The 26,972-nt window shown below is 73.1% G+C and carries 23 protein-coding genes; 5 read left to right on the top strand and 18 right to left on the bottom strand.

The genetic code is table 11. The features are described from left to right. Nucleotides 1-3 precede the first annotated feature (3 nt). Nucleotides 4-642, bottom strand: a complete 639-nt coding sequence (locus ACIPN7_RS02525) for a TrmH family RNA methyltransferase (RefSeq protein ID WP_400537663.1) — start codon at nucleotides 640-642, stop codon at nucleotides 4-6. A gap of 31 nt (nucleotides 643-673) precedes the next feature. On the opposite strand from ACIPN7_RS02525, the gene ACIPN7_RS02520 reads away from it, so the two are divergent. Together ACIPN7_RS02520 and ACIPN7_RS02515 are read left to right on the top strand one after the other, a co-directional pair. Continuing rightward, nucleotides 674-1,447 carry a VTT domain-containing protein gene (locus ACIPN7_RS02520; protein ID WP_400537661.1) on the top strand — a complete coding sequence of 258 codons (774 nt, stop codon included), beginning with the start codon at nucleotides 674-676 and terminating at the stop codon, nucleotides 1,445-1,447. 124 nt (nucleotides 1,448-1,571) lie between these two features. Next, the gene (locus ACIPN7_RS02515) at nucleotides 1,572-2,348 is read left to right on the top strand and encodes an HAD-IIA family hydrolase (RefSeq protein ID WP_400537659.1); all 777 of its coding nucleotides are present in this window, start codon (nucleotides 1,572-1,574) and stop codon (nucleotides 2,346-2,348) included. Nucleotides 2,349-2,387: 39 nt separating this feature from the next. Here the strand turns inward: ACIPN7_RS02515 and ACIPN7_RS02510 are convergent, their stop codons facing one another. After that, nucleotides 2,388-3,113, bottom strand: a complete 726-nt coding sequence (locus ACIPN7_RS02510) for a hypothetical protein (protein WP_400537657.1) — start codon at nucleotides 3,111-3,113, stop codon at nucleotides 2,388-2,390. Between the two features lie 81 nt (nucleotides 3,114-3,194). Further along, on the bottom strand, nucleotides 3,195-3,770 hold the full coding sequence (gene pyrE / locus ACIPN7_RS02505) for an orotate phosphoribosyltransferase (protein WP_182620223.1): 576 nt from the start codon (nucleotides 3,768-3,770) through the stop codon (nucleotides 3,195-3,197). Between the two features lie 49 nt (nucleotides 3,771-3,819). On the opposite strand from pyrE, the gene ACIPN7_RS02500 reads away from it, so the two are divergent. Continuing rightward, on the top strand, nucleotides 3,820-4,917 hold the full coding sequence (locus ACIPN7_RS02500) for a magnesium and cobalt transport protein CorA (RefSeq protein WP_400537655.1): 1,098 nt from the start codon (nucleotides 3,820-3,822) through the stop codon (nucleotides 4,915-4,917). Nucleotides 4,918-4,954: 37 nt separating this feature from the next. Here ACIPN7_RS02500 and ACIPN7_RS02495 read toward each other — a convergent pair whose 3' ends face one another. From ACIPN7_RS02495 to ACIPN7_RS02480, 4 genes are read right to left on the bottom strand one after another with little or no spacing between them, the layout of a single operon-like run. Continuing rightward, nucleotides 4,955-5,734 carry an SDR family NAD(P)-dependent oxidoreductase gene (locus ACIPN7_RS02495; RefSeq protein ID WP_400537653.1) on the bottom strand — a complete coding sequence of 260 codons (780 nt, stop codon included), beginning with the start codon at nucleotides 5,732-5,734 and terminating at the stop codon, nucleotides 4,955-4,957. 9 nt (nucleotides 5,735-5,743) lie between these two features. Beyond that, a complete protein-coding gene (locus tag ACIPN7_RS02490; RefSeq protein ID WP_400537651.1) occupies nucleotides 5,744-7,246 on the bottom strand; it encodes a tripartite tricarboxylate transporter permease in 1,503 nt (500 codons plus the stop codon). Beyond that, complete coding sequence (locus ACIPN7_RS02485) at nucleotides 7,239-7,775, bottom strand: tripartite tricarboxylate transporter TctB family protein (RefSeq protein WP_400537649.1); 537 nt, start codon at nucleotides 7,773-7,775, stop codon at nucleotides 7,239-7,241. Before ACIPN7_RS02485 ends, ACIPN7_RS02490 begins: the two co-directional genes overlap by 8 nt. Then, nucleotides 7,772-8,773, bottom strand: coding sequence for a Bug family tripartite tricarboxylate transporter substrate binding protein (locus ACIPN7_RS02480; RefSeq protein WP_400537648.1), 1,002 nt, complete (start codon nucleotides 8,771-8,773; stop codon nucleotides 7,772-7,774). Before ACIPN7_RS02480 ends, ACIPN7_RS02485 begins: the two co-directional genes overlap by 4 nt. Nucleotides 8,774-8,964: 191 nt before the next feature. On the opposite strand from ACIPN7_RS02480, the gene ACIPN7_RS02475 reads away from it, so the two are divergent. Then, on the top strand, nucleotides 8,965-10,332 hold the full coding sequence (locus tag ACIPN7_RS02475; protein WP_400537646.1) for an ATP-binding protein: 1,368 nt from the start codon (nucleotides 8,965-8,967) through the stop codon (nucleotides 10,330-10,332). Beyond that, nucleotides 10,329-11,036: a response regulator gene (locus tag ACIPN7_RS02470; RefSeq protein ID WP_400537644.1), complete on the top strand. Its 708-nt coding sequence runs from the start codon at nucleotides 10,329-10,331 to the stop codon at nucleotides 11,034-11,036. The genes ACIPN7_RS02475 and ACIPN7_RS02470 overlap by 4 nt, the downstream gene beginning before the upstream one ends. Nucleotides 11,037-11,171: 135 nt before the next feature. On the opposite strand, the gene ACIPN7_RS02465 is transcribed toward ACIPN7_RS02470, so the two are convergent. From ACIPN7_RS02465 to ACIPN7_RS02415, 11 genes are all read right to left on the bottom strand, one after another. Then, on the bottom strand, nucleotides 11,172-11,591 hold the full coding sequence (locus ACIPN7_RS02465; RefSeq protein WP_400537642.1) for a rhodanese-like domain-containing protein: 420 nt from the start codon (nucleotides 11,589-11,591) through the stop codon (nucleotides 11,172-11,174). 78 nt (nucleotides 11,592-11,669) lie between these two features. Next, nucleotides 11,670-12,689 carry an isopenicillin N synthase family dioxygenase gene (locus tag ACIPN7_RS02460; protein ID WP_400537640.1) on the bottom strand — a complete coding sequence of 340 codons (1,020 nt, stop codon included), beginning with the start codon at nucleotides 12,687-12,689 and terminating at the stop codon, nucleotides 11,670-11,672. Between the two features lie 316 nt (nucleotides 12,690-13,005). Continuing rightward, a complete protein-coding gene (locus ACIPN7_RS02455; RefSeq protein WP_400537638.1) occupies nucleotides 13,006-13,359 on the bottom strand; it encodes a hypothetical protein in 354 nt (117 codons plus the stop codon). A gap of 3 nt (nucleotides 13,360-13,362) precedes the next feature. Further along, the gene (locus ACIPN7_RS02450) at nucleotides 13,363-13,620 is read right to left on the bottom strand and encodes a hypothetical protein (RefSeq protein WP_400537636.1); all 258 of its coding nucleotides are present in this window, start codon (nucleotides 13,618-13,620) and stop codon (nucleotides 13,363-13,365) included. A gap of 85 nt (nucleotides 13,621-13,705) precedes the next feature. Next, nucleotides 13,706-14,386, bottom strand: coding sequence for a hypothetical protein (locus tag ACIPN7_RS02445; RefSeq protein ID WP_400537634.1), 681 nt, complete (start codon nucleotides 14,384-14,386; stop codon nucleotides 13,706-13,708). A 98-nt stretch (nucleotides 14,387-14,484) separates the two neighbouring features. Next, the gene (locus ACIPN7_RS02440) at nucleotides 14,485-15,642 is read right to left on the bottom strand and encodes a hypothetical protein (protein WP_400537632.1); all 1,158 of its coding nucleotides are present in this window, start codon (nucleotides 15,640-15,642) and stop codon (nucleotides 14,485-14,487) included. Continuing rightward, nucleotides 15,639-16,253, bottom strand: a complete 615-nt coding sequence (locus ACIPN7_RS02435) for an RNA polymerase sigma factor (RefSeq protein ID WP_400537630.1) — start codon at nucleotides 16,251-16,253, stop codon at nucleotides 15,639-15,641. The genes ACIPN7_RS02440 and ACIPN7_RS02435 overlap by 4 nt, the downstream gene beginning before the upstream one ends. A 136-nt stretch (nucleotides 16,254-16,389) precedes the next feature. Further along, entirely contained in the window at nucleotides 16,390-19,818 is a 3,429-nt protein-coding gene (locus ACIPN7_RS02430) for a S8 family serine peptidase (RefSeq protein WP_400537628.1), read from the bottom strand. Nucleotides 19,819-19,978: 160 nt separating this feature from the next. Beyond that, nucleotides 19,979-23,338 carry a S8 family serine peptidase gene (locus tag ACIPN7_RS02425; protein ID WP_400537626.1) on the bottom strand — a complete coding sequence of 1,120 codons (3,360 nt, stop codon included), beginning with the start codon at nucleotides 23,336-23,338 and terminating at the stop codon, nucleotides 19,979-19,981. An 86-nt stretch (nucleotides 23,339-23,424) separates the two neighbouring features. Beyond that, a complete protein-coding gene (locus ACIPN7_RS02420) occupies nucleotides 23,425-26,025 on the bottom strand; it encodes a dipeptide ABC transporter ATP-binding protein (protein WP_400537624.1) in 2,601 nt (866 codons plus the stop codon). Continuing rightward, nucleotides 26,022-26,969, bottom strand: coding sequence for an ABC transporter permease (locus ACIPN7_RS02415; protein WP_400537622.1), 948 nt, complete (start codon nucleotides 26,967-26,969; stop codon nucleotides 26,022-26,024). Before ACIPN7_RS02415 ends, ACIPN7_RS02420 begins: the two co-directional genes overlap by 4 nt. Between the last annotated feature and the right edge of the window lie 3 nt (nucleotides 26,970-26,972).

The following is a 26,972-nucleotide window of genomic DNA, read 5'->3' as shown; positions in this document are numbered from 1 at the left end:
CCGCTACGCCACGCCGTCCGCATGCTGCTGCATCCAGGTGTGCATGGCGATAGCCGCCGCCGCGCCCGCGTTGATCGAGCGGGTCGAGCCGTACTGGGTGATGTGCAGCACGACGTCGCACGCGGCCTGCGCCTCCGCCGTCAGGCCGGTCGACTCCTGGCCGAACAGCAGCACGCACTCGCGGGGCAGCGCGTGCCCCTCGATCGGCACCGACCCGGGCACGTTGTCGATGCCGACGATCGGCATGCCGCCGGCCCACGCGGCCAGCGCGGCGGCGTCCGGGTGGTGGGTCACGTGCAGGTACCGGTCGGTGACCATCGCGCCCCGGCGGTTCCAACGGCGTCGGCCCACGATGTGCACGCCCGCCGCGTTGAACGCGTTGGCGGTGCGGACCACCGAGCCGATGTTGAGATCGTGCGCCCAGTTCTCGATCGCCACGTGGAACGGGTGCCGACGCGTGTCCAGGTCGGCGACGATCGCCTCCACGGACCAGTACCGGTACTGGTCGGCCACGTTGCGACGGTCGCCCTCGGCGAGCAGCTCCGGGTCGTAGCGGGGGTCGTCGGGCCGGATGCCCGGCCAGGGACCGACGCCGACCTGCGGCTCCGCCCCGGGCGAGGTCTCGGCAGGCTCGCTGGTCATGCCGGTCATTCTGCCCCGCTAGGCTCGATGCATGCTGACGACCGCACTCCCGGAAGTCGTGTCCGGACTGGCCGCCACCTCTGTCCACGCAGCGCCCGTGCCGCAGCTCCTGGGCATCGACTGGATGGACCCGAACTACCTCATCGAGCGGTTCGGGGACGCCGCGCTCGTGGGCATCGCGCTCGTCATCTTCGTCGAGACCGGGCTGCTGTTCCCGATCCTGCCCGGCGACTCGCTGCTGTTCACGGCAGGTGCGCTCGTGGCCCAGGGCACGCTGCAGATCAACCTCGCGGTGCTCTGCCTCATGCTGTTCGCCGCCGCGTTCCTCGGCGACCAGACCGGCTATCTGATCGGCCGCAAGGCCGGCCCGAAGATCTTCGACAAGCCGGACTCGAAGCTCTTCAAGCGGTCGTACATCGACCAGACCAACGCCTACTTCGACAAGTACGGCGGCCGCACCATCATCGTCGCGCGGTTCGTGCCGATCGTGCGCACGTACGCCCCGGTCGCGGCCGGCGTCGGCAAGATGTCCTACCGGCACTTCGCCACGTACAACGCGATCGGTGCGCTCCTGTGGGCGGTCGGCGTGACGCTGCTGGGCTACGTGCTCGGCAACTTCACGTTCGTCAAGGAGAACATCGAGGCGCTGCTCGTCCTCATCGTGCTGGTCTCCGTGATCCCGATGGTCGTCGAGATCTGGCGGGCTCGGCGTGCGGAGAAGGCCGCCGCTGCGGCGGCCCACGACGAGCCCGCGCCGTCGGACGACGACGCCCTGACGGGCGCACCGCGCGACCCGCGCGCGTAGCCCGCAGGACCGGCCGGGCAAGCACAACTGCCCGGGGAGGGTTACGGAGCGGTAGCACTGCTACGTCTCCGTAACCCTCCCCGGGCAGCAACCGTTGCCCCGCCGAGACACTAGGCTGGCGCCCATGATCGAGCGGACCACCGAAGCCTGGCTCACGGACATGGACGGCGTGCTGGTGCACGAGGGCACGGCCCTCCCCGGCGGCCCCGAGTTCATCAAGGCGCTGCGGGACAAGGAGCTGCCGTTCCTGGTCCTGACCAACAACTCGATCTTCACGCCACGCGACCTGCGCGCCCGGCTCGCCTACAGCGGGATCGACGTGCCGGAGGAGAACATCTGGACGTCGGCGCTGGCCACGGCGCAGTTCGTCGCGGACCAGATCCCGAACGGCAGCGCGTACGCCATCGGCGAGGCCGGCCTGACGACGGCGCTGCACCAGGCGGGCTACACGCTCACCGACGCCGACCCCGACTACGTGGTGCTCGGTGAGACCCGCACCTACTCGTTCGAGGCGATCACCAAGGCCATCCGGCTGATCGTCGACGGCGCCCGGTTCATCTGCACCAACCCCGACGTCACGGGCCCCTCGCAGGAGGGCCTGCTGCCCGCGGCGGGCTCCGTGGCGGCCATGATCACGGCGGCGACGGGACGCCAGCCCTACTACGTCGGCAAGCCCAACCCGGTGCTGTTCCGGTCGGCGCTCAACCTGATCGGGGCGCACTCCGAGTCGACCGCGATGGTGGGCGACCGCATGGACACGGACATCCTGGGCGGCATGGAGGCCGGGCTGGAGACGTTCCTGGTGCTCACCGGGTCGACGTCGGCCGAGGAGGTCGAGAAGTACCCGTTCCGGCCGAGCCACGTGATGAAGTCGATCGCGGACATCGTCGACCTGGTCTGAGTCGACCCGGGCCGAGCCGGCCCGGCCCGGCGGGAGTCGTCAGGTCAGGCTGGGGATCCCGAACCCGTCGATCGTCCCGCCCGACTCGAAGCGCGGGCCGCCCTTCTCCATGGGCAGCACGATGCGCGCGACGTCGGCGACCCGCTTGGCCCGCTCGGTCAGCGACGTCACGTCCGTGCGGCCCGGACGCCACAGCAGCACCGACGGCCCCTCGATGCGCAGCCGGGAGCCGTGGAAGTCGGGCAGCATCACGATGTTCGCGAGGCGCGCGTCGAGAGCCCGGCGCGCGAAGAACTCGTCGGAGGTGCGCACGAGCCACTGGCCGTCGAACGCCGGGTTGTCGATCTGGACGTCCTGCGCCCCGAAGAGCTTCTGCCACTTCTCGCGGAGCCCCTCGGGCGACAGGTCGACCACGGGCTCACCCGGCAGCGCGTCGAGCGCCACCACGTGCGCCGTGCGGCGCAGCCCGAGGCGGCGCGTGTCACCCTCCGTGCCGGAACGCCACGTGTAGGTGAACGAGACCATGTCGAAGCCGTCGACGTTCCCGCGGACCACGTCGCGCGCCGTCCGGTCCAGGCCGACGCCGAAGGGCCGCCCGCTCCACCGCTGGGCGAGCACCGGGTCGGTGCCGACATACTCCCAGCCGTTCGCCTCGGCCCACCGCTCGACGTCCTGCGCGCGCCCGCGCCCCATGATGCGGACCGCAGCGATGGTGAAGACGACGACGCCGACCACGAGCAGGACTAATGCGACAAATGGCCCCATGAACTTAAAGATACAGTAGGGCTAGGCAAAAGTCTCCACGAGGGAGTGATATGGGGACGGCCAGTTTGCGCTAGGAGCGGCTCAGGCGAGCCCGAGGTCCTCGAGACCGTAGAGGTAGTGGTACGGCACCCCGAGCGCCTCGATCTTCTCGCCTGCGCCGGTGGCCCGGTCGACGATCGTGGCTACCCCCAGCACCTCGGCGCCGGCGGCCCGGGCAGCCTCGATCGCCGCGATCGGCGAGCCGCCCGTCGTGGTCGTGTCCTCGACGACGACCACCTTGCGGCCCGCGATGTCCGGGCCCTCGATCTGGCGCTGCATGCCGTGCGCCTTCGCCGCCTTGCGCACCACGAACGCGTCGAGGTCCTGCCCGCGCGAGGCCGCCGCGTGCAGCAGCGCGTCCGCGATCGGGTCGGCACCCAGCGTGAGCCCGCCGACGGCGTCGATCTCGGCCGTGCCGAGCCCGACCTCCTCGAGGTGGTCCAGGAGCACGTGCCCCACGAGCGGGGCGGCCCGGTGGTGCAGCGTGATACGACGCAGGTCGACGTAGTAGTCGGCCTCCTTGCCGGAGGACAGGGTCACCTTGCCGTGCACCACGGCGAGCTCCTTGATGAGCTCGGCGAGCTGCTCGCGCGGGGTCGGGGAGAAGTCAGCGTTCACGGTGCAAGAGTACGTCCAGGTTGCCGTCCGACTCTGGGAAGGTTCTGCTGTGAGCATCATGGACAACGCGGTGTACGTGGACGGCAGGCGCACGGCCAACCCAACCAGCATCGAGGAGACCTGCGAGACGACCCGCGAGCGTGGCGGGATCGCCTGGGTGGACCTGGCCTGGCCGGCGCCGAAGGAGATCGAGGCCGTCGCGGCGGAGTTCGACCTGCACCCGCTGGCGGTCGAGGACGCGATCCACGCGCACCAGCGCCCCAAGGTCGAGCACTACGACGACGTGCTGTTCGTGGTGCTGCACCCCGCGCGCAGCGTGGACGACGACGGCGACGGGCACGTCGACCGCGTCGAGTTCGGCGAGGTGCACGCGTGGGTGGGCCCGGACTTCGTCGTCACGGTCCGGCGGTCCGTCACGCCCGACCTCGGCGCGATGCGTGGCCGGCTGGAGCAGGACCCGGACCTGCTGCGTCTCGGGCCGGTCGCGATCCTCGCGGCGCTGCTGGACGAGGTCGTGGACACCTACCGGCCCGTGGTCAAGCGGCTGCGCGGCGACATCGACCAGATCGAGGACCAGCTCTTCTCCCGGGACCCGGAGGTGTCGTTCCGCATCTACGAGGCGACCCGCGAGGTGATCGGCCTGCAGCGCGCCACCGGCCCGCTGGTCGAGATGCTCCAGGACCTGTACGACGCCAAGCGGGAGTACGCCGACGAGCAGTCCGCCGCCGCGCACCCGGACGACGCCCCGCACCCCGACGGCGACGCACAGGACCACCGCTGGGTCGAGCTGCTGCGGAGCCTGCGCAACGTGCTCGACCACGCGATCAGGCACTCGGAGACCTCGGAGACGTTCCGGTCGCTGCTGACCAACGCCCTCAACGTGCACTCGACGCTGGTGACGCAGGAGCAGAACGAGGAGTCGCGCCGCATGACGGAGATCAGCCTCAAGCAGGACGAGCAGATGAAGAAGATCTCCGCGTGGGCGGCCATCCTCTTCGCACCCACGCTGATCGGCACCATCTACGGCATGAACTTCGACCACATGCCCGAGCTGCACTGGACCTTCGGGTACCCGCTCGCGATCGGCGGGATGATCGGCCTGGGCGGGATCTTCTACGGGATCTTCAAGCGGGTCGGCTGGCTCTGACGGCGCCCCGCCCGGCCGCGCCCCGCCGGGCGCCTGGTCAGCGGTAGCTGCCGACCGCCCGGACGGCCCAGCGCGGCATGATCCGCAGGGCGGCGGAGGCGACCTTGTAGCGCACCGAGGGCGTGGAGAGGACGATGCCGCGGCGCACGTCCGCGAGCGCCGTCCGGACCACGTCCTCGGCCTCCAGCCACCCCCACTCGGGAACGATGGAGGACTCGCCGATGCCGGCCCGCGCGTGGAACTCGGTGTGCGTGAACCCCGGGGAGAGCAGCGTCGCGGTGACGCCGGTGCCGCGGAGCTCGGCCGCCAGCGACTCGGTGAACGTGCGCACGTACGCCTTCGCGGCGGCGTAGGAGCCGCCCGCGGTGAGGGCGGCGACGGAGCCGACGTTCAGGATCGCGCCGCGCTCCCGTTCGAGCATCTGCCCGACGGCGGCGTGGCTGAGCTCGACGACGGCCTTGACCATGACGTCGATGCCCCGGCGCTCGGTGGTGATCCGGCCCGTCGAGAACGGCGAGCTCGTGGCGAACCCCGCGTTGTTGACGAGCAGCCCGACGGGCCGCAGGTCGCCGTCCTCGGGCCGGCCGCCGACGACGGCGAGCCGACGCGCGACCCGCGCGACGTCGTCGGGTACCGAGAGGTCGGCCGGCAGGACCTCGACGGCCACGCCCGTGGCGGCGCGGAGCTGGGCGGCGACGTCGGCCAGCCGCCGGTCGTCGCGCGCCACCAGCACCAGGTCGTGCCCGCCCGCCGCGAGCTGCCGTGCGAACTCCAGGCCCAGGCCGGCGGACCCGCCCGTGATCAGTGCTGTACCCATGGGGGCACCCTAGGCCTCCTCGGCCCGCTCGCGACGCTTGAGCCACAGGCCCACGACCAGGAGCACCACGATCGCGACGTACGCGGTCGCCGCGAACGGGCTGCTCACGAGGTAGGTCAGGTCGCCCTGGCTGATCGCGAGGGAGCGGCGCAGCCGGTCCTCCGCCATCGGGCCGAGGATCATGCCGACCACCAGGGGCGCCACGGGGTACCCGTACCGGCGCATGAAGAACCCGGCCAGCCCGATGAGCACCAGGAGCAGCACGTCCACGGGCGAGAAGTTCAGCGCGTACGAGCCCAGCGCGCCGAACAGGAGGATGCCCGCGTACAGGTAGTGCCGCGGGATGCGCAGCACCTTGACCCACATGCCCACCAGCGGCAGGTTGAGCACCACCAGCATGAGGTTGCCGATGTACAGGCTGGCGATCAGCGCCCACACCAGGGCGGACTCGCTCTGCAGCAGCAGCGGCCCGGGCTGGATGCCGTAGGACTGGAACGCGACGATGATGATCGCCGCCGTCGCCGTGGTGGGCAGGCCCAGGGTGAGCAGCGGCACGAGCACGCCCGACGCCGCCGCGTTGTTGGCGGCCTCGGGCCCGGCCACACCCTCGATCGCGCCCCTGCCGAACTGCTTGCGCCGCGGGCCGGCGAGCCGGCGTTCGGCGGCGTAGGACAGGAAGGTCGCGACGTCGGCCCCGCCCGCGGGGATGGTGCCGACGGGGAAGCCGATGACGGCGCCGCGCAACCACGGCTTCCAGGACCGACGCCAGTCGTCGCGCTTCATCCAGGTGCGCCAGCCCTTCTCGACCGGGATGATCCGGACCGGGCCGTGCCGCATCCGCGAGCCCACGTACAGGGCCTCTCCCACGGCGAACAGCCCGACGGCGACGATCACGACGTCGATCCCGTCGGCCAGGTTGAGCACGCCGAACGTGAAGCGCTGCTGGCCGGTCAGCGTGTCCGTGCCGACCAGCCCGAGGAACAGGCCGAGGGCGAGCGCGGCGAGCCCGCGCGGCACCGAGGACCCGAGCAGCGCGCCCACGGTGACGAAGGCGACCACCATCAGGGCGAAGTAGTCGGGCTCGCCGAGCTGCACCGCCCAGCGCGCGATCACGGGCGCCAGGAACGTCAGCGCCACGGTGGCGAGCGAGCCCGCCACGAACGAGCCGATGGCGGCGGTGGCGAGCGCGGCGGCACCGCGCCCGGCGCGCGCCATCCTGTTGCCCTCGATCGCCGTGACGATCGAGGAGGACTCACCGGGGGTGTTGAGCAGGATCGACGTGGTCGACCCGCCGTACATGCCGCCGTAGTAGATGCCGGCGAAGAGGATGATCGCCGCCGTCGGCTCCAGCGTGTACGTCAGGGGCAGGAGCAGGGCGATGGCCATGGCCGGGCCGATGCCCGGCAGCACGCCCACCGCCGTACCGATGAACACGCCGAACAGCGCGTACAGCAGGTACATCGGGTGCAGCACGGTGGCGAACCCGTCGATCAGGGCCGAGAAATTATCCACGGAGGAACGGCACCCCTTCCAGCAGCGGCCCGGCCGGGAGCGACAGCCCCAGCAGCCCGCCGAAGATCACTTGGATGACCAGGCCCAGCACGAGCCCGACCAGTGCGGCGCGCCACCAGGGGCGGGCGCCCAGGATGACCGCCGCGCCCGCGAACAGGAGCGCGGCGGCGAACGGCCAGCCCACGACGTTGATCGCGAACACGTGGACCACCAGGGCCACCACGAGCAGCACCACCGTGAGCCAGTCGGTCCGGACGGTGGGGTCGACGTCCTCGCCGCCCTCCTCCTCGCCGGCCCGGCCGCTCAGGATCAGGACGGTCAGCACGACGCCCGCGGCGACGAGCATGCCGCCCACCAGGTACGGGAAGGCCCGCGGGCCGAGCGTGTTGGTCGAGCCCGGGACCGTGATGCTCCCGGCGGCCACCAGCACGTAGGCCCCGAGGGCGGTCATGGCCAGGGCCAGGACGAGCTCGCCCCACCTGCGGCGCGGCCGTTCGGCCACCTCGGGCGCCGTGCCGTCCGACGTCACCGGACGAGCCCGATGTCCTTGAGCACGGTCAGGGACTCCGCGATGTTGCCCTCGAGGTACGTGTCGAACTCGTCGCCGGCGAGGAAGGCGTCGTCCCAGCCCTTCTCCTCCAGGGTGGCCTGCCACGACTCGGACTCGGCGAGCTCGGTGACCGTGGTGGTCAGCGCCTCCCGCTCGGCGTCGTCGATCGTGCCCGGGGCGACCACGCCGCGCCAGTTGGTGAGCACGACGTCGTACCCGGCCTCGGTGAGGGTCGGCGTGTCGGGCAGGGCCTCGACGCGCTCCTCGCCAGAGACCGCGAGCGCCCGCAGCTCGCCCGCGGCTACCTGCTCCGCGTACTCGCTGACCCCCGAGATGCCCGCGCTCACGTTGTTGCCCAGCAGGGCCGCCAGCGACTCGCCGCCCCCGGAGTAGGCGATGTAGTTGAGCTTGGTCCCGATGTTCTCCGACGGGATGCCGCCGGCCTGGAGCAGCATCCCGGCGAGGATGTGGTCGGTACCGCCCGCCGAACCGCCCGTGATCGAGACCTTCTTGCCGTTCTCCTTGATGTCGGCGACGAGGTCGTCGACGTTCTGGTATGGCGACTCCTTCGGCACCACGATGACCTCCTGCTCCTCGGTGAGGCGCGCGATCGGGGTGGTGTGCTCGATCCGGGCCTGCGACTGGTTGGTCTCGACGGCCCCCACCATGACCAGGCCCATCACGAGCAGAGTGTTCGGGTCAGTGGCGTTGGCGATGTTCGCCAGGCCCACCGTGCCGCCCGCGCCGTCCACGTTGGTGACCGTGGCCGAGCCGACCAGGCCCTCCTCCTGCAGGTCGGCCTGCATGGCGCGGCCGGTCTGGTCCCAGCCGCCGCCGGGCCCGGCGGGCACGACGATGCTGAGCTCGTCGATCGCGGTGTCGCCGCCACCGCCGTTCGACTCCAGGGCCGAACAGCCGGCGAGCGCCAGTGCCAGGACGATTCCGACGGGGGCAGCCCCGGACCGGATGATGCGCATGTCTCCTCCTCGAGCGGATGCGTGTGCGGACGGTCGGGGCCGGCTACACCGCCGGTCCTCTGTCCGTCCGGGCGAGAGCGTAGGGAGCGGCGGCCGTGCCGGCCCGGTTCTGGTCGCAACGAAGGTTGTGGTCGTTTCGGTCACGCCGTGCGGCTACCGCGCCGACCGGCAACCGGTGCACACTGGCCCCCGTGAGAAGAGCGATGACGCTCCGGGTGCAGCTCCTGGCGCTGCAGGTCGTCATCGTGCTCGTGCTCGTGTGCACGACCGGGCTCGTGGCCTCCACCCTGCAGGAACGACAGCTCCGCGAGGCCTACGTCGACCGCATGTCCGGCGTGGCCCAGTCGGTCGCGCGCCTGCCCGCGATCCACGACGCGTTCGACGACGAGGACCCGGCCGCGACGATCCAGCCGATCGCCGAGGTGATCCGCGAGGCCTCCGAGGTCACCTACGTGGTCGTCACCGACGAGCACGGCGTGCGCTACTCCCACCCGGACCCGGAGCAGATCGGACAGCGGGTGTCGACGGACCCGTCCGTGCCGCTGTCGGGCAAGGTGTGGACGGGCACCCAGACCGGCACCCTGGGCACGTCGTGGCGCGTCAAGGTGCCCGTCTTCGGCGACGCGGCCGACGACTCCACGCCCGCCCCCGTGATCGGCACCGCGAGCGTCGGCATCCTGGAGTCCGAGCTGCGCGCCGACCTGACCGACGACCGGGGCCGGCTGCTCGCCGCGCTCGCCGCGGCCGCCGTCGTCGGGGTGCTCTGCGCGGCCTGGGTGACGCGCCTGGTGCGCCGCAGGATCTACCTGCTCGAACCCGAGGACATCGCGACCCTGCTGGAGACCCGCGGGCTCACGGACGCCCTGCGCTCCCAGTCGCACGAGTTCGCCAACACCGTGCACGTCATCTCGGGGCTGCTGGAGCTGGGTCGCACGGAGGAGGCGGTCGCGTTCATCGAGCGCTCCGGCCACGGCGGGCTGCTCACCGCGTCCGCCGTCGCGCCGGGCGTCCGGTCCCCCGAGATCGCCGCGCTGCTGCTGGTCAAGGCGATCACCGCGCGGGAGCGGGGCGTGACGCTCGACGTCGCGGACGAGTCCGCGCTCGACGCGCCGACGACGCCGGACAGCTCGGCACTGCACACCGACGCCCTCATCGTGCTGGGCAACCTGATCGACAACGCGGTGGACGCCGCGGGGCCGGACGGCCGGGTCCGCGTGCTGCTCGGGACCGACGGGGCGCGGCTGCGCCTCCAGGTGGACGACGACGGCCCGGGCATCCCCGCGGCGCTGCACCACCAGGTGTTCAAGGCGGGGTTCTCGACGAAGGTGCCCGGCGACCGGGAGCACAGCCGGGGCATCGGCCTGGCCCTCGTGCGACGCGTGGTGGACCGGCGCGACGGCGAGGTGGTGCTCGGGACCGGGGACCTCGGCGGGGCACGCGTGCGGGTCGAGCTGCCGGTGCCGGCGGCGATCGCCGCCGGGCGGGCCCGGGCAGGCGTGGGGGCCGGTACGGGCGCCGGCGTTCGTGCGGGTGCCGAGGCTCCGGAGGTCCGGTCGTGACCGAGCTGGCACGGACGCTCGTCGTCGAGGACGACCCGGCCGTCGCGACCGTCCACCGGGGCTTCGTGGAGAGCCACCCCCGGTTCGTCGTCGTGGGCGAGGCCCGGACCGGCGCGGACGCGCTGCGCCTCGTGTCCGCGCTGCGCCCCGACCTGGTGCTGCTCGACCTGCACCTGCCGGACATCGGCGGGCTCGACGTGCTGCAGCGGCTGCGGATGCTGCCGGGGCCGCCGGTCGACGTCGTCGCCACGACGGCCGCGCGCGAGCTGGACAGCGTGCGCCAGGCCATGGCGGGCGGGGTGGTCGCCTACCTGGTCAAACCCTTCACGTCGGCCGCGCTGCGGGAGCGGCTCGACGAGGTGTGGCAGCGGCGCGAGGACGTGCGCCGGGCCCAGGACACCCTCGACCAGGACGAGGTGGACCAGCTCCTGGCCGGGCCGCGCTCCGCCGACCGGCTGCCCAAGGGGCTCTCCGGCCGCAGCCGCGACCTGGTCCGGGCGGCACTGGCGCGACTGTGCGCCGGCACCGCGGACGGCGACGCGGCCGGCGCCGACGCCTCGGCGGCCGAGGTCGCCGAGGCGGTCGGGATGTCGCGCGTCAGCGCCCGCCGTTACCTGGAGCACCTGGTCACGGAGGGGTACGCCCAGGTCGCACCCCGCTACGGCGCGACGGGCCGCCCGGAGAACCGCTACCGCCCGGCGTGACCCTGGCGCCGCCGGGCCGCGTGAGGTCGGCAGCTGGCATCGAGGTCGGCACAGGCCTGTGCCGATCTCGATGCCAGCTGCCGACGTCGTTGCCAAACTGCCGAACCAGCGGCCCGGCCACCACGCCGCAGCCCGTCAGACCGGTGCCGTCAGCGGGTCCGCCTCCGGCTGGACCGGGCCGGTCGCCGTCTCGTAGGCGAAGCCCTCCCGGACCCAGTACTCGAACCCGCCGATCATCTCCTTGACCTCGTAGCCGAGCCTCGCGAACTCCAGGGCCGCCTTGGTCGCACCGTTGCAGGCCGGACCCCAGCAGTACACGACCACGGGCTTGTCCCGGTCGACGGTCTGCCCGGCCCGCAGGCGCACCTTGCCGCCGGGCAGGTGCACGGCGCCGGGGATGTGGCCCTGGTCCCAGCACGCCGGGGAGCGGACGTCGACCAGCGTGAACGGGCTGTTCGCGGCGAGCGCCGCGTGGACGTCGCTGACGTCGGTCTCGAAGGCGAGGCGCCCCGCGAAGTGGGCGACGGCGGCGGAGGTGTCCTGGGAGATCGTCATGGCCAGAGTCTGCGGACGCCGCGATACCGGAGACAAGAGTCCGGATGCGCACTGTTTCTGAAGCGCCCGTAAGGCCGGCTACTCCGAGCGCCCGGCTGCCGCCTGGAGCAGGTGCGGGTGCTGGGCCTCCACCACGTTCGGGTGGGCCCGCACGCGGCTCTTGAGCCAGTTGTCGCCGAACACGGCGTGCAGCGGGTTCGCCGGGTCCGCCGTCACGCCCGGCGCGGCGGCGCGGAGCGACTCCGGCAGCTCGACGTCCGGGATGGTCGCGTCCAACGCGGGCCCGTGGAAGTACGGGATCGAGATGCGCTGTGTGCCGGCCGGCGGGGACACGACACGGTGCAGCGTCGCCTTGAGGTAGCCGTCCGTCGCGATCTCCAGCAGCTCACCGATGTTCACGACGAACGCCCCGGCGGGCGGGACGACGTCAAGCCACTCGCCGTCCTTCTCGACCTGGAGGCCCGCCTTGCCGTCCTCGACCGAGAGGAGCGTGAGCACGCCGAGGTCCTTGTGCGCGCCGACGCCCTGCGCGGGCGCCGCCACCTCGACCCCCGGGTAGCGGGCGATCTTCAGGTGGGGCGAGGGCCGCTCGAATACCGCGTCGAACGTGTCCGACGGCGCGCCGAGCGACTCGGCCCACGCCCGCAGCAGCCGGGTCGCGACGCTGTCGAGCCGGCCCAGCCACTCCTCGGCGACCTCCCGCAGGGCCGGCAGGGACTCGGGCCAGAGGTTCGGGCCCTCCAGGGCCCAGTACTCGGGGACGCCGGGTCCGGCGGGCACCGCCGGCCGCTCGGCGCCGATGTCGATCTGCTCGCGCTGGTCCACGCGGCCGAGCGTGCGTTCGCCGCCCATCCGCGTCCAGCCGCGGAAGTGGCGGCTGTGCACGTTCTCGATCGCGCGCTTCTGCTCCTCGGGGAGCGCGAAGAACTCGCGGGCGGTGGCGTACGCGCGGTCGATCAGCTCCCGCGGGACGCCGTGGCCGACCAGGGAGAAGAAGCCGACCTCGTGGGTCGCGCGCCGCAGCTCGTCGCGGAAACGGGCCTGGTCGCCGGGGCCGCCGTCGAGCAGCGAGAGGTCCAGTACGGGGATGCCGGGCATGGTGAGGGTCCTTTCGAGGATGCCGGGTGGGTGCGCCGACGGCGGCCGCCCCGGCATCGCCGAGACCTCGCCCGGGTGCTCCGACGCCTCCGGACGGAGGAGTGCGGGAGCCCGGTGCGCGTGCACGGGGATGCGATGTGAGCAGGAGCTGCTGTCGGCGGCGCGAGGAGTCGCGCCAGGGGGTCGCCCGGTGGGCGACCGCTCAGCGGCGACAGCAGGTACAGAGGAAGGTGCTCACGATGTGAGACACGGTAGCACTTCGGGCCGCGGAACGGCGCGGGTCCGGCTCAGTCCGGCACGACCTGGCACGGCAGGGTCAGGCGCTGAGGCGCCCCTTCGCGCCACGGGTACTCTCGCCGTTCTTCACACGAGTGATGCCTGAGCTGCTGGTGCGCTTGGTGTAGCGCTGTCGTGCGGCCTCGCCAGTGGTCCCCAGGACGATGCCGATCTTGTGCCACGAGAGGTTCGCCGCACGGGCCGTACCGATCGCGTCGTGCATCACCTCATCGGCTTGCCGCAGCAACAGCTCTCGCTCCGCCATCGCACGGGTGAGCACCACCTGCGGCGGCAACTCGTCGACGTCGACGTCGTAGACGTCAGCAGTGCCTATGTCGAAGTTCTCGAAGCGGCGCTCGATCTCGGCGAGCTCCTCGGGCGTCAGTTCAGTCATGATTCACCGCCTACGTCGTCGTGGTGTCTCCGGGAGGTACTTGCCTCGCGCCGGGCGCATCGCATGGGCGACGATCTCTCGCCCCGAGCGCTGGATGGTGCCCACCTCCATGATTCGCCCTGCCCGGTCCGGGCCGATGTACATCGTCATGCCGGCGGACTGCACGATCATGCGAATGGCCCTGGCGATCGCATGAAGAAGGTCCTCATCGGCGTAGCCGCGCTTGCGCGCGCTGTCGACTATGACCAGGTCGGTTCTCACTTTACAAACGTAGTTTGGCAAGGTCAATATGCCAAGCTGAACTTGCGATAGTGGCGGCGGCGCGTCGCGTATCAGGAACCGACCGTCAGTCCGTCACGACCTCGCGCAGGAACCGGACGACCCGCCGCGCCCGGAACATCAGCGCGTACCCGATCGCGATCACGTGGCCCACCACGCGCATCGTCTCGTTGACGGCACCCTCGAGCAGGGTGTCCTCGTCGTCGACCACGCCGTCCCGCGCCGAGCGCAGGCTCAGGATCCTGGCCCGGTCCTCCGGTCCCAGTTCCTCCAGAAGCTTCGGTACCGCGGACAGCGACTGGGCGAACGGCGCGTTGTGTTCGAGCACGGGCTTGATGATGTCCTCGGGTTCGAGGAACTTCCCGGCGATGATCACGACGGCGACGATCGAACGGCGTCGGGCGTACTCCGCGAGCACCGCGCCCGCGCCGGCGGACGCGCCCATGAGGGCCACGCGCTCGCCCCGCTGCTCGAACTGGTCGACCAGGGCGTCGAGCCGGTCCAGCCGCTCCTCGAACGACGCGTCGGACGACCAGCGCACACGGAACATCGTGGTGCGCACGCCGAGAGCGCGCCAGGTGCGCAGCGCCTCGCGCTGGAGGTGTACCAGCGGCGGCATCCGGTCGCCGAGCCCGGGGACGTAGATCAGGCGGATCGGCGGCTTGCCGGCGTGTGCTGTCCGGGCGGCCGGGGTGCCGTCGTCGGGCGTGGGAAGGTCACCGTCGCCGCTGGTCACGTGCTCGCTCATCTCGCGCAGGAGGCTACACCGGCCAACCGCCGGCACGTGTCAGACGTACAGGTCACCCGGGAGACCTGTACGTCTGACACGTGCGCCGGCACGTCGGGTCAGCGGCGCAAGAAGGGCACCAGCCGTGGGTCGTCGAGCTCGAGAGGACGGACGGAACGCGCGCGTGCCTTGAGCGTCTCCAGGTCCGCGTCGGAGTCCAGGAGCCAGAAGCGGGCACCGTTCCTGTCCCACCTGAGGCTCGGCGGGTTGGCCCCCACACCTGGCAGGCCCCCACTGTAGAGGGCGACGCCACCGTCGAACTCGACCGCCTCGTAGTCACGCCCGTCGGCGAGACCCGCCTCGATCGGCGTCGTGACCGGCCATGTCACCCAGAGGTACGAGTTGACGTCGTCGTGCCACATCTGCCAGAGGTACAGCGTCGTGCCAGGCGCCACCTCCGGTACCTCGACCTGCTCGAGCCCGTCAGGCACTGGACCTGTCGCGGAACCGTCCGGGCCGTAGGTGAGGGACTCCAGGATTACCCGGAACTCCTCGGCCGAGATGCCACCGCCCTGGGCGTACCAGGGATGACCGGACTCGTCGATCCACTCCACGTAGTGGTCTCCCGACCCGACTGTCCCTACCTCCGCCTCGTTCAACGAGGCACGCGGAATCGGGAGGTCCACCGACCGCCGTCCCGGGTACACGGCCACGGCCCGCCCCTCTGCCGCGTCGGCGAACACCACCGCGGCAGTCTGCCCCGCGCACTCCAGCGGCGCACCGCGCAGCGTCGGCGAGGCCGTCACCGGGACGTCCGGCAGCGTCCAGCCGTGGTCCAGCACGCCGGACCATTCCGACGGCGGGATTTCCGGGGCCATCTCGACGCTCGAGTTGAGATCGTCGCACTGCATGGTTGTCCCGTTCCCCGGCGTAGCCGATGGCGGCGCAACCGTCGAGCCGGTTGTGGGGTTCGGTACACCGGCCGGGGTACCGAAGTTCGCCGGCTGGGCGATGTCTCTGATCAGCACCGCTCCGAACGTTCCGACCCCGAGCAGCAGCACGCCCGCGGTCAGTGCGACGAGTGCCCGGCCCGGTCCCCCGGCGCGCCGCGAACCTTGCGCGACGAGGTGCCCGTGAGTGCCCACGGTGAACGTGGCCTCGGCGCGCTCGCCGCGGAGGCCTCGCTCGAAGGCCGCGCGCGCGACCTCCAGGCCGGTGTCGTCCACGGCGCCGTCCGGTGCGAGCTCCTGCAGGTCTTCGTACCTCGTGCGGTTCATCGTGCCCTCCTCACGGCCGGGTCGGTCACGGTGCCGGCGGGACCGGCCCCAGGGGTCGGGCGGCGCTCGCCGGTCGCGGACGACGTCGGCAGCTCCGCGCTCTCGGACTCGAGCCGGCGGCGCGCACGCGACAGCCGCATCTTGAACGCCGCGACCGAGCATCCGGCCACCCGCGCGGCGTCGGCCGGCGCGAGCCCGTCCCACCCGGTGAGCAGCAGGGCCTCCCGCTCCTTCGGCGCGAGCCGGAGCAACGCCGCGATCATCGAGTCGCGGCGGCTCACGGTCACCACGGTGTCCTCCGCCGTCCGCGCGACGCGCGCCAGGCGGACGAGCTCCCCCTCGACCGCGCTGCGGCGTCGGGCGGCGCGGCGCTGGTTGCGCACCACATTCCGTGCCACCACCAGCAACCAGGGCAGCGGGTCGCCGGGCAGGCTCGCCAGGCGCCGCCACGCGACGAGGAAGGTCTCGGAGACCACCTCCTGCGCGTCGTGCGGTTCCACGTGGCGCAGGGCGTAGGCCTGGACGCGCCAGGCGTACGCGCGCCAGAGCTCGGTGATCCGGTCCTCGTCCGACGGGGGATCACCGTCGGGCAGGCTTCGTAAGGTCGTCACGTCTTGAGATGTCCGCTCGCGCGCCGGGGTAACGGGCCCCGACGATCTCACGGCTCCACCGAAGCGCACGTGTCAGACGTACAGGTCACCCCAGGGACCTGTACGTCTGACACGTGCGCGTGGCTCGGGCCGCAGGTCAGCGGACGGCGTACGCGCGGATCACCGTCTGCTTCACCGTGCCGCCCGACGCGTCCCGCGCCTCGACGCGGAGCGAGACGTGCTCGGTGCCCTGCGGCACCCGCACCGTCCCGGTGAACCTCCCCGGCCGCTGGTCGGTGAGGGACGCGGCGTGCCAGGTGGCGCCGTCGTCCGCGGACCACCACAGGCGGGCGGACGTGACCCGGTTCCTCGCGGACCGGCCGTCCTGGGCGGCGGTCTGGTGCCCGACCGTGAGCGTGACCCGGGTGCCGCGGGGTGCCTCGTTGCGCACGTCGACCCCCTTGACGGCGTAGCCGACGTCGAGCACGGCCGGACCGGTGGCGTCACCCGGCGCCGCGCGGAACCTCCACTCGGTGCTCGTCCGCGTGGACCGCTCCCACCAGGACGCCTCCCGGCGGGCGTCGAGGACCACGCGATGAGCGGCGCCGCCCGCGGGGAGTGCCACCTCGGCCGAGGCCCGCGTCTGGTCGAGCACGGCCTCGCCGTCCTGCCAGACGCGGAGGCGCGTGCTCTGCCCGCCGGAGCCTGCGAACGGGTGCCCCTCCGCGTCGCTCCACGGCACGAGGCGGACGCCGAGCGTGCCGTCCGCGACCGTGAACGCGCCGGCTCCCGGCCGCGTGCTCAGGACAGCGCCACCCACCGTGGTCCGGGCCTTCTCCCGTGGCACGTAGGTGCGCGCCACGGAGTCGAACCAACCCTGCTGCGGGTCGTCCACCGAGCCCGTGTACACCTGGTGGCCCCAGTCGACGCCGTTCGCGCTCAGGTACTCGGTGCGCTTGCCCGGTATCGCGACCGGGCTCCCCACGGCCGAGCCCCACAGGTGCCCCGGCGCGGTGCCGACCCGGGCGCTCTCGGCGGTGTGGTCGGTACCGAGGGACGCGTACGTGGTCGTGACCGCCGCCGTGTCGCGGGCCGTCGCCCTGAAGCGGAACGTGTCCACCACGTCCTGCGTGTACAGCAGGTCGTAGGTGTACGACGGCGCCCGGCCCGGCGACACCGGCTGCTCCAGAACGAAGTGGGTCTGCAGGTCGTACGTGCCGACCGTGACGGGCGCGTCCGTCGGCGTCGCGTACGCCCTCGCCTCGCCCCCGACCACGGTGCCGAACCCGTACGGGTCGTCGCCCGCCGCCGTCGTCCGGGTGTCGTCCAGCGCGATCCAGCGGACCGCGGCCGGCCGGTGGGCGGACACGGTGAGCTCGCGCGCCTCGCGGGCGTCGAGCACGACCGTGGTGTCGTCGGCGACCGTCACCTCGGGCCGGAGCACCGCGGAGACCTCGGAGACGACGTACTCCTCGTCGGTGGTCCACAGGAAGCCCGTGACCGAGTACCGGCCCGGCGGGACCCGCAGATCCAGGCCCTCGGGGCCGATCTCCCCGTGCTTGTCGAACAGCGTCGGGTCGTCCACATTCACGACGCGCACGCTGGAGGACCCGGTGTGCGGCTCGCCGTCGCGCCCGAGGGTCCGGACGTTCAGGTCGGCGAGGTCCGGCTCCTTGTAGTAGCCGAGCGGCGTGCGGACCTCGCGGCCCTCGGCGTCCGTGGCGATGACCGCACCCGAGTAGCGGCGCTCGACGTCGCCGACCGTACGGTCGACGCCGACCTCGACGGCCGCCGTCCCCCCGGCGGGCACCGTCAGGGACGTGGCGTCGAGCGTGACGGTGCCGTCGGGCAGCGGCTCGCCGTCCTGGTCGGACGCCTCGACCGCGAGGTCGAGCGTGACCGCGGCGTCGCCCGGGTTCTCGTAGGTGAGGGTCTGCGTCGAGGTGCCCTCCTGCGGGTACTCGAAGGCGCCGAACGACAGCGACGCGGGCGTCGGCGTGACGGGCAGGTCGAGCGCGGCGGGCACGAAGACGCGGCCGGCGCCCTCGTCGAACGCGCCCCCGCTGGTGTGCCGGGCCGAGCCCATGAGCACGGCCTTGAGCTGCGGCCCCGTCAGCTCGGGGCGGGCCTGCTTGAGCACTGCGGCCGCGCCGGCCACGTGCGGCGCGGCCATGGAGGTGCCGCTCCAGGCCGTGTAGGGGCCGTCGCTCTCCCCCTCGTTGGTGCCGACGGCACGCGCCGCGACGATCTCGACGCCCGGCGCCGTGATGTCCGGCTTGATCGCGGAGTCCCCCACGCGCGGGCCACGGCTGGAGAAGTAGGCGACCTGGTCGTCGTCGTCGACGGCGCCCACCGTCAGGGCCGAGTTCGCCGCTCCCGGCGGGACCACGGCGCCGTACAGGCCCTCGTTGCCCACGGCCACGACGAAGAGCGTCCCGAACCGGGCGCTCAGCGTGTCCACGGCCATCGAGAACGGGTCCGTGCCGTCGGTGTAGCGCTCGGACTCGCCGAGGCTCATGTTCACCACGTCGGCGCCCGCCTCCGCGATCCACTCCATGCCGTCGATGATCGACGACGACTCACCGCCGCCGAAGTCGTCGAGCACCTTGCCGACCAGGAGGTCGGCGTCGGGGGCCACGCCGCGGTTCTCGCCGTCCGACGCCGCGCCCGAACCCAGGGCGATCGAGGCCACGTGCGTGCCGTGGCCGTACCGGTCCTCGGTGTCGCCGGAGCCGGTGAAGTCGCGTGCCCCGACCAGCACGTCGTCGAGGTCGGGGTGGGTCGCGTCGAGGCCGGAGTCGAGCACCCCGACGGTCACGCCGTCGCCGGTGAGCCCGGCGTCCCAGGCGGTCGGCGCGCCGATCTGCGGCATCGAGCCCGCGTCGAGCGCCTCGACGTGCCCGTCCAGCCAGACCTTCACGGCCGGCGCGTCGTCCGCGCCCGGTGCCGCCGAGCGGGTCGCCGGGGCCCGGTCCAGCGTCGCGAGCAGGTCGGCGGCCGCGGCCTGGTCCAGGTCTGCCGAGACCGCGCCGACCGAGGGCAGGCTCCGCTCGGGCTCGAGGCCGAGGGCTGCCCAGTCCAGCTCGTCGGGCTGCGCCCGGCCGGCCGCGGCCGGCCCGCCCGCCGCACCGGGCTTGCCCGCGGTCGCGGCGGCGTCCGCCACCGCCGCGTCCTGCACGATGACCGGGACGGTGTCCCGGTGCTCGTCGTCGTACCCGGCGGCGACGAGCCCCGTCACCTCGAACAGCGCCGGGTCCAGGCGGTCGGGCACGAGGCGCGCGACGTCGCCGGGGATCACCCGCACGCTGTCGCCCTCGACGAGCTTCTGGAAGGCGATCCCCTCGCGGCCCGCCGCAGGGCGGATCGTGACGGACCGGCGCCCGTCGGGGTACCGCCCGACGTCGACCTGGTCGCCCGTGATCAGGGTGACCGTCGCGGACGACGCGCCCGCGGCCGCCGTCCCGCCCGTCGCCCCGGCTTGCTCCCCACCGGAACCCGTCGTCCCGGACGACCACGCCGGTACCCCAGTACCCAGCGCGACCGCCACCGCGATCGCGGCTGCCGCTGCACCCGTTCTGGCGCGCATCTACCCGTCTCCCTCATGAGGATGCCGGCGGCCGGATACCGCCTTCACCAGGGCAGACGCCGGGTGCGCCGAGATCGTTGGGATAGAAGAAGACGTGTCGGATCCACAGGTCACCGGGTGGCCTGTGGATCCGACACGCGCGGTGCGGTGCGGTGGTGGGTCAGCGGACGCCGTAGGCGCGGACCACCGTCTGCTTGAACGTCGTTCCCGCCCTGTCCTCGGCCTCGACGCGGAGCGAGACGTGCGCCGTACCCGCCGGGACCCGTAGGTCAGCGGCGTAGACGCCCGCGCCGGTCCGGTGCAGCGCCGCCTTGCGCCAGGTGGCGCCGTCGTCCGGCGACCACCACAGCCGCGCCCCGGTGACTTTGCCGCCCGCGCTCCCGGCCTGGTGCCCGACGGACACGGTGGCCCTGGTCCGCGCGGGTGCCGTGTTCGCCAGGTCCATGCCGTCGACGTCGAGCGCGACGTCCAGCACGGGCAGGTCGACCGGATCGGCGCCGAGACCCGCGGGCCCGGCGTGGAAGGCCCACTCGGTGCGCACGCTCGTGGACCGGTTCCACCAGCTCAGGTCCCGCTCACTGTCCAGGACGACGCGGTAGTCAGCTCCCCCGGCGGGGACGGGGACGTCCGCCCGGTAGCCGTCGACGTCGACCACCTGGGCGCCGTCCTGCCACACCGCCAGGTGATCGGACAGCTCGTACCCCGAGGACGGGTGCCCGTCGGCGTCGGTCCAGCCCGGGACGTCCAGGGCGAGCGTGTCGCCCTGGGTCTGGAACAGGCCGTCCACACGGAGCCGGGCGTTGATCACCGCGCCGCCGATGGTCTCCGTGTCCTCCTCGCCCGGTGCGTACGTGCGGCCCTCGCCGTAGAAGAACACTGCCTCCGAGCCGTCGTCCGGCACGATGCTGGAGCCGCCGAACCAGTTCACGTCCGGGCTGAGGTACTCGGTGCGGACGCTGCCCGGGTCGACCGCCCGGCGGTACTCGGGACGATTGATCCACCACCTCCCGGGGACCTCGGCGAACCGTGCGCCCCGCACCTGGGCGCCGGGGCCGAGATCGGCGTGCCCGACCTGGACCGCCGCGGTGTTCTCCGACGTCGCCGCGAACGCGGGCGTCCCCAGGGAGTCCTGGACGTACATCAGGTCGTACACGTACGCGGGAGCCTGCTCGCCGGTGGTCGGTGCGGCCAGGGCGAACCCCACGCTGACGTCCAGGCCGCCCTCGGAGGCCGGACCGGTCGGCGTCAGGTAGACGTCGGTGTCACCGGGAACGGTGTTGCTGCGTCCGTTGAGGTGGCCGTCGGGCACGTCGGTCCGGAAGGCGCCAACGGTGACCGACTGCCGCTCCGCCGGCCGCTCGGTGGTGACGGTGACCGGCTCGGCCCGGCGTGCGTCGAGGACCACGGTGGTGTCCGCGGTCACCTCGATCTCAGGCTCGACGGCCGTCGTCAGCCCGGTGATCTCGCCGTCCGCGTCTACCTCGTACAGGTCGCCGACGACCGAGTACGTCCCGGTCGGGACCCGCAGGGTCTCCCGGCCGCCGTCGAGCTGGACGGAGCGGTTGAGCACGGTGCCGTCGTCGACGTTCAGCACGCCCACCTCGCCGTCGTGCGCCTCGCCGTCCCTGCCGACCGCCTCGATCGTCAGGTCGTAGCGCTCGGACTCCTTGGACCAGCCGAGGGCGGTGCGGATCTCACCGCCGTCGGCGGCGGCAGCGACGACCACCCCGGAGGAACGCCCGGCCCCGCCGGTGGTGCGGTCCACGGTGACGTCCACGGTGGCGGTGCCCTGCGCGGGAACGGTCAACGAGGCCGCCGAGAGGGTGAGCGCGCCGGCCGGCACGGGCTCGCCGTCCGGGTCGGTCGCGTCCGCCTCGAGATCGAGGGTGACCTCGGCGTCCGTCGGGTTCTCGTACGTGAGGGCCCGCGTCTCGAACCCCGTCTGCGGGAACCTGAGGGTGCCGAAGGAGAGCGACGCCGGCGCGGCCTCGACCCGCTGGGCCAAGGCGGTCGGCAGGTAGATCCGGCCGGCTCCCTCGTCCCAGACCGTCCCGGAGGTGTGCTCGGCCGAGCCCATGAGGATCGCCTTGATCTCCGGGCCCGTGAGCTCCGGCCGGGCCTGCTTGAGCACCGCGGCGGCGCCCGTGACGTGCGGGGCCGCCATCGACGTCCCCGAGGCGGAGACGTGGTCGTCGTCCACGACCGCGCCCATCGCCGTCCCGGCCGCCCGGGCCGCAACGACGGCGGCGCCGGGAGCGGTCACATCCGGCTTGAGGCCGTCGTCCCCTGCGCGCGGACCGCGGCTGGAGAACCAGGTGACCTCGTCCGAGTCGTCGACAGCCCCCACCGTGAGGGCGGAAGCGGCGGACCCGGGTGCGGTCACCGTCCCGTTGCCGTACTCCCCCTCGTTACCCGCGGCGACGACGAAGAGGGTGCCGTGCTCGGCGCTCAGCGCGTTCACGGCCAGGGACCCGGGGTCCGTCCCGTCGCTGTAGTTCCCGGGCTGGCCGAGGCTGAGGTTGACGACGTCGGCCCCCTCACCGGCAGCCCACTCCATCCCGTCGATCATCCAGGACGTCTGGCCGTAGCCGTCGTCGTCCAGGACCTTGCCGACCAGCAGGTCGGCGCCGGACGCCACCCCGCGGTTCACGCCCCCGGACGCGTCTCCGGAGCCGAGGGCGATGGAGGCGACGTGCGTGCCGTGCCCGACACGGTCGGCGGTGCTGCCCGATCCGGTGAAGTCGCGCGAGCCGACCTGCACGTCGTCCAGGTCGGGATGGGTGGTGTCCACTCCCGTGTCGAGGACCGCCACGGTCACGCCCTCGCCCGTGTACCCGGCGTCCCAGGCCTCGGGCGCGCCGATCTGGGGCGTCGAGTCCGCGTCGAGCGCCTCGACCGGCGCGTCGAGCCAGACCTTCAGGTCGGACGCCGGTGACGGCGTCGTCCGGGCGTCTGCCGTCGGCTCCTGGAGGGCAGCCAGCAGGTCGGCGGCCGCGGCCCGGTCGAGGTCCGCCGCCACGGCGCCGACGGACTCCAGCTCGCGCTCGGGCCTGATGCCCAGGTCCGCCCAGTCGGGTTCGGTCGACGCCGCCCGCGCGCCCCTCGCCGCCCCTCCGGCCCCGGGCGCCGCCTGGACGATGACGGGGACGGTGCCCCGGGACCGGTGCCGCTCGTCGTCGGCCAGGCGGGCGACGTCGAACAGCTCTCGATCGAGACGGTCCGGGACCAGGCCGGCCACGTCCGTCGGGATGACGTACAGCCGGTCGTCCACCACCTGCTGGTGGAAGCCGATGCCGTCGCGCCCCGGCCCGTGCTCGATGCCGACCAGCCGGGGGTGCCCGGAGGACCGGGCCAGGGTGACCCGGTCACCCGTGATCAGCGTGACGGTCGCCGGGGTGGACCCGCTCGTGGCGGACGTCGAGGCTCCCGGTGGGCTCGCCGGGACCGCGACGGAAGCCGCCGCACCCCCGACCACCAGGACTGCGGCGACTGCCGCCGCCGCACCTGCTCTGACACGCATCTGCTGTCTCCTTCGCCAGGAATGGGCGGCATGTGCCGCCCGCAGCAGGGCAGACGAACAGAGAGGTCAGGAGGTTGTGGACAAGCTCAGCGGGCGAGCTGCGGGGTGGCCGCGCGCAGGCGGCGCGTGTACTCGTGCGCCGGGTCGTCATAGACCTGGGCGGTCGGCCCCTGCTCCACGATCAGGCCGTCGTGCATCACCGCGACGTGGTCGCAGACGTGCCGCACGACGCCCAGGTCGTGCGACACCAGCAGCAGCGTCAGCGCGTACTCGTCGGTGAGCCGCGCGAGCAGGTCCAGCACCTGCCGCCGGACGGAGACGTCGAGCGCGCTGACCGGCTCGTCCGCCACGAGGATGCGCGGCCGGCACACCAGGGCCCGCGCGATCGCGATGCGCTGCCGCTGCCCGCCCGAGAACTGGTGCGGGTACCGCTCGGCCGCGTCGAGCGGCAGACCGACGGCGTCCAGCATCTCGCGCACCGCGTCCCGCCGGGCGGCCGCGGTCCGGGGGCCGCCGTCCCGGACGTTCGCCGGGTTGAGCAGCGGCTCCGCCACGATGTCGCCCACGGTCATGCGGGGGTCCAGCGAGCCGTACGGGTCCTGGAACACGAGCTGCAGGGCGGCGCGCAGGTCGCCGAGGTCGTGCGCCGCCGTCGGCCCGCTGCCCGCCGGGCTCAGGTCGACGCCCGCGCTGGTCACGCGGCCCGACGTCGCCCGGTCCAGACCGGAGACGATGCGCAGCAGCGTCGACTTGCCCGACCCGGACTCGCCCACGATGCCGAACCGCTGCCCCTCGCGGACCTCCAGGGAGACTCCCCGCAGGGCGTGCACGGTCTCACTGCGGCTCGCGTAGGTACGGGTCACGTCCTCGACGCGGATCAGAGGCCCGAGGTCCGACGGCGGCGGCACGGCCACCTCACCCTCGGCCGCCCTCGCCGCCTCGGCCGTCTCCGCCGCCTGCGGTTCGAGGGCGGACGCCGCGAGCAGCCGCCGCGTGTACTCGTGCCGGGGGTGCGCGAACACCTCGGCGACCGGTCCCTCCTCCACCACGACACCGTCGAGCAGCACCACCACCCGCTCGCACACCTGGGACACCACGGCCAGGTCGTGCGTGATGAACAGCAGCCCGGCGCCCCGGTCGCGGACCAGCCGCACCATGAGGTCCAGCACCTGCCGCTGCACGGTGACATCAAGGGCCGTGGTCGGCTCGTCCGCCACGAGCACCGCCGGGTCGTTCGCCAGCGCCATCGCCAGCACCACCCGCTGCCGCTGCCCGCCGGACAGCTCGTGCGGGTACCGCCGGGCGGCGCCGTCGGGCAGGCCCACCTCGGCCAGCAGGTCCGCCGCCCTCCGCGACGCCGTCCCGTGCGGGACCCCGTGCACCGTCATCGCCTCCGCGACCTGGCGGCCCACGCGCATCAGCGGGTTGAGGGCCGTCATCGGCTCCTGGAAGACCATCGAGATCTCCCGCCCGCGCAGCCGCGCCAGCGCGCGCTCGCCGCGGTCCAGGAGGTTCCCGTCCACGCCGGCGAGACCGACGTGCCCGGTCGCCGAGACGCCGTCGGGCAGCAGGCCCAGGGCTGCGAGCGCCGTCATGGTCTTGCCTGACCCGGACTCGCCGATCAGCCCGACGCGCTCGCCCGCGGCGACCCGCAGCGAGAGGTCGGACAGGAGCGCGCGCCCGCTCCCGGTCCGGACGGTCAGCCCGCGCAGGTCCAGGGAGGGCTGCGCCGCGGCGTCGTCCGGCTCGGGGCGGACGCCGGGAGCGGCGCCGGGCCCGGCGTCCACGGCGACGTGCTCGGCCGGGGGACCGGTGTTCGCCAGCCTGGGGTCCAGGACGTCGCGCAGGCCGTCGCCCAGGAGGTTGAAGCCGAGCACCGCCACGGCGATCGCCACCCCCGGCACGATCGCCAGGTGGTCGGCCACGCCCAGGAACTGCTGCGACTCCTGCAGCATGCGGCCCCACGACGGCGTGGGCGGGGGCGTGCCCAGGCCCAGGAACGACAGCCCTGCCTCGGCGAGCACGGCGATCGCGAAGTTCACGGAGCACTGCACCAGCACCGTGCCGGCGATGTTGGGCAGCACGTGCCGCGCCGCGATCGCAAGGTTCCCCCGGTTCGCCGCGCGGGCGGCGAGCACGTAGTCGGAGCGCGTCACCTGCAGGGTGCCGCTGCGGGCCACGCGCGCGAACGCGGGGATCGAGCCGATACCGAGCGCGACCATCGCCGTCACCGTGCTCGCGCCGTAGACCGCGCCCAGCACGATCGCGAGCAGCAGGCCCGGGAACGCGAGCAGGATGTCGCTGCCCCGCATGAGCACCGCGGCGGGCCGCCCGCGGCCCGACCCCTGGAGCATCCCCGCGAGCACGCCGAGCGGCACGCCAACCACGGCGGCGATCCCGACCGCCACGAGCCCGACCAGCAGCGTGATCTGCGCGCCCGCCATGACCTGCGAGAACACGTCGCGGCCGAACCGGTCGGTGCCGAACCAGTGCTCGGCGCCCGGCGGCAGCAGCCGCTCCGCGCCGGCGTGCTCGGGGTCGTACGGGGTCCAGACCAGGGACACGAGCCCCGTGACCAGCACGAGCCCGACCAGCACCGCGCCGATGACGAGCTGCGGGTGCACCCGGCGCCGGCGTCGGGCCGGACCGGGCCGGCGGGCGGTACCGAGCCGGGCCGCGCCGCTCATGCCGCCCTCCTCAGCCGGGGGTCCAGCAGGGTGTAGGCCAGGTCGACCAGGAAGTTCAGCAGCACCACCAGCACCACGAGCACCGCCACGATGGACTGCACGGCCAGCAGGTCGCGGTTGCCCACGGAGTCCAGCAGGAGGCTGCCGAGCCCGGGCACGGCGAAGACCCGCTCGATCACCACGGCGCCGATGAGCATGGACGCGATCTGCACCCCGACGACCGTCACGATCGGCACGCCCGCGTTCCGCAGCCCGTGCCGCACCAGGGCGCCGGTGAAGGTGAGCCCCTTCGCGCGGGCGGTGCGCAGGAAGTCCTCGCGCATGATCTCCAGCACGGCGCTGCGCACGTACCGCGTGATGATCGCGGCCTGCACGGAGCCCAGCGCGACCGCGGGCAGCAGCACGTGCCGCCAGAACTCGCCGAGCCCGTCGACGGGCGCCGTCCACCCGCCCGAGGGCAGCCAGCCCAGGCGCACCGCGAACACGGACACCAGCAGCACGCCCACCAGGAAGTTCGGCACGGCCACCCCGACCTGGCTCACCGCGGACAGCGTCACGCCGCCCGCGTTCCGGTGCCAGACGGCGGCCAGCGTGCCCAGCGGCACCGCCACCACCAGGGCGATCAGCATGCCGAGCAGCACCAGGATGCCCGTGACCTGCACCCGGTCCGCGACCAGCGGCGTCAGGTCCTGCGACGTGACGTAGCTCGTGCCGAGATCACCGGTGAGCAGCCCGCCCACCCAGCTCAGGTACTGGACGACCAGGGGGCCGTCCGTGCCGTGCTCGGCGCGCCAGGCCGCGAGCGCCTCCGGGGACGCCTCGATCCCGAGCGCGACGACTGCGGGGTCGCCGGGCAGCACCCGCAGCAGCACGAAGATCGCCGCCGTCGCCACGAGGAGCGTGGCGGCGAGCTGGGCGACGTGCGAGGCGAGGTGTCTGGCCACGGC

The sequence above is a fragment of the Promicromonospora sp. NPDC090134 genome (genome assembly GCF_044746965.1).
In the GTDB taxonomy this organism is placed as follows: Bacteria; Actinomycetota; Actinomycetes; order Actinomycetales; family Cellulomonadaceae; genus Promicromonospora.
This window is presented reverse-complemented; position numbering and strand designations above follow the sequence as displayed.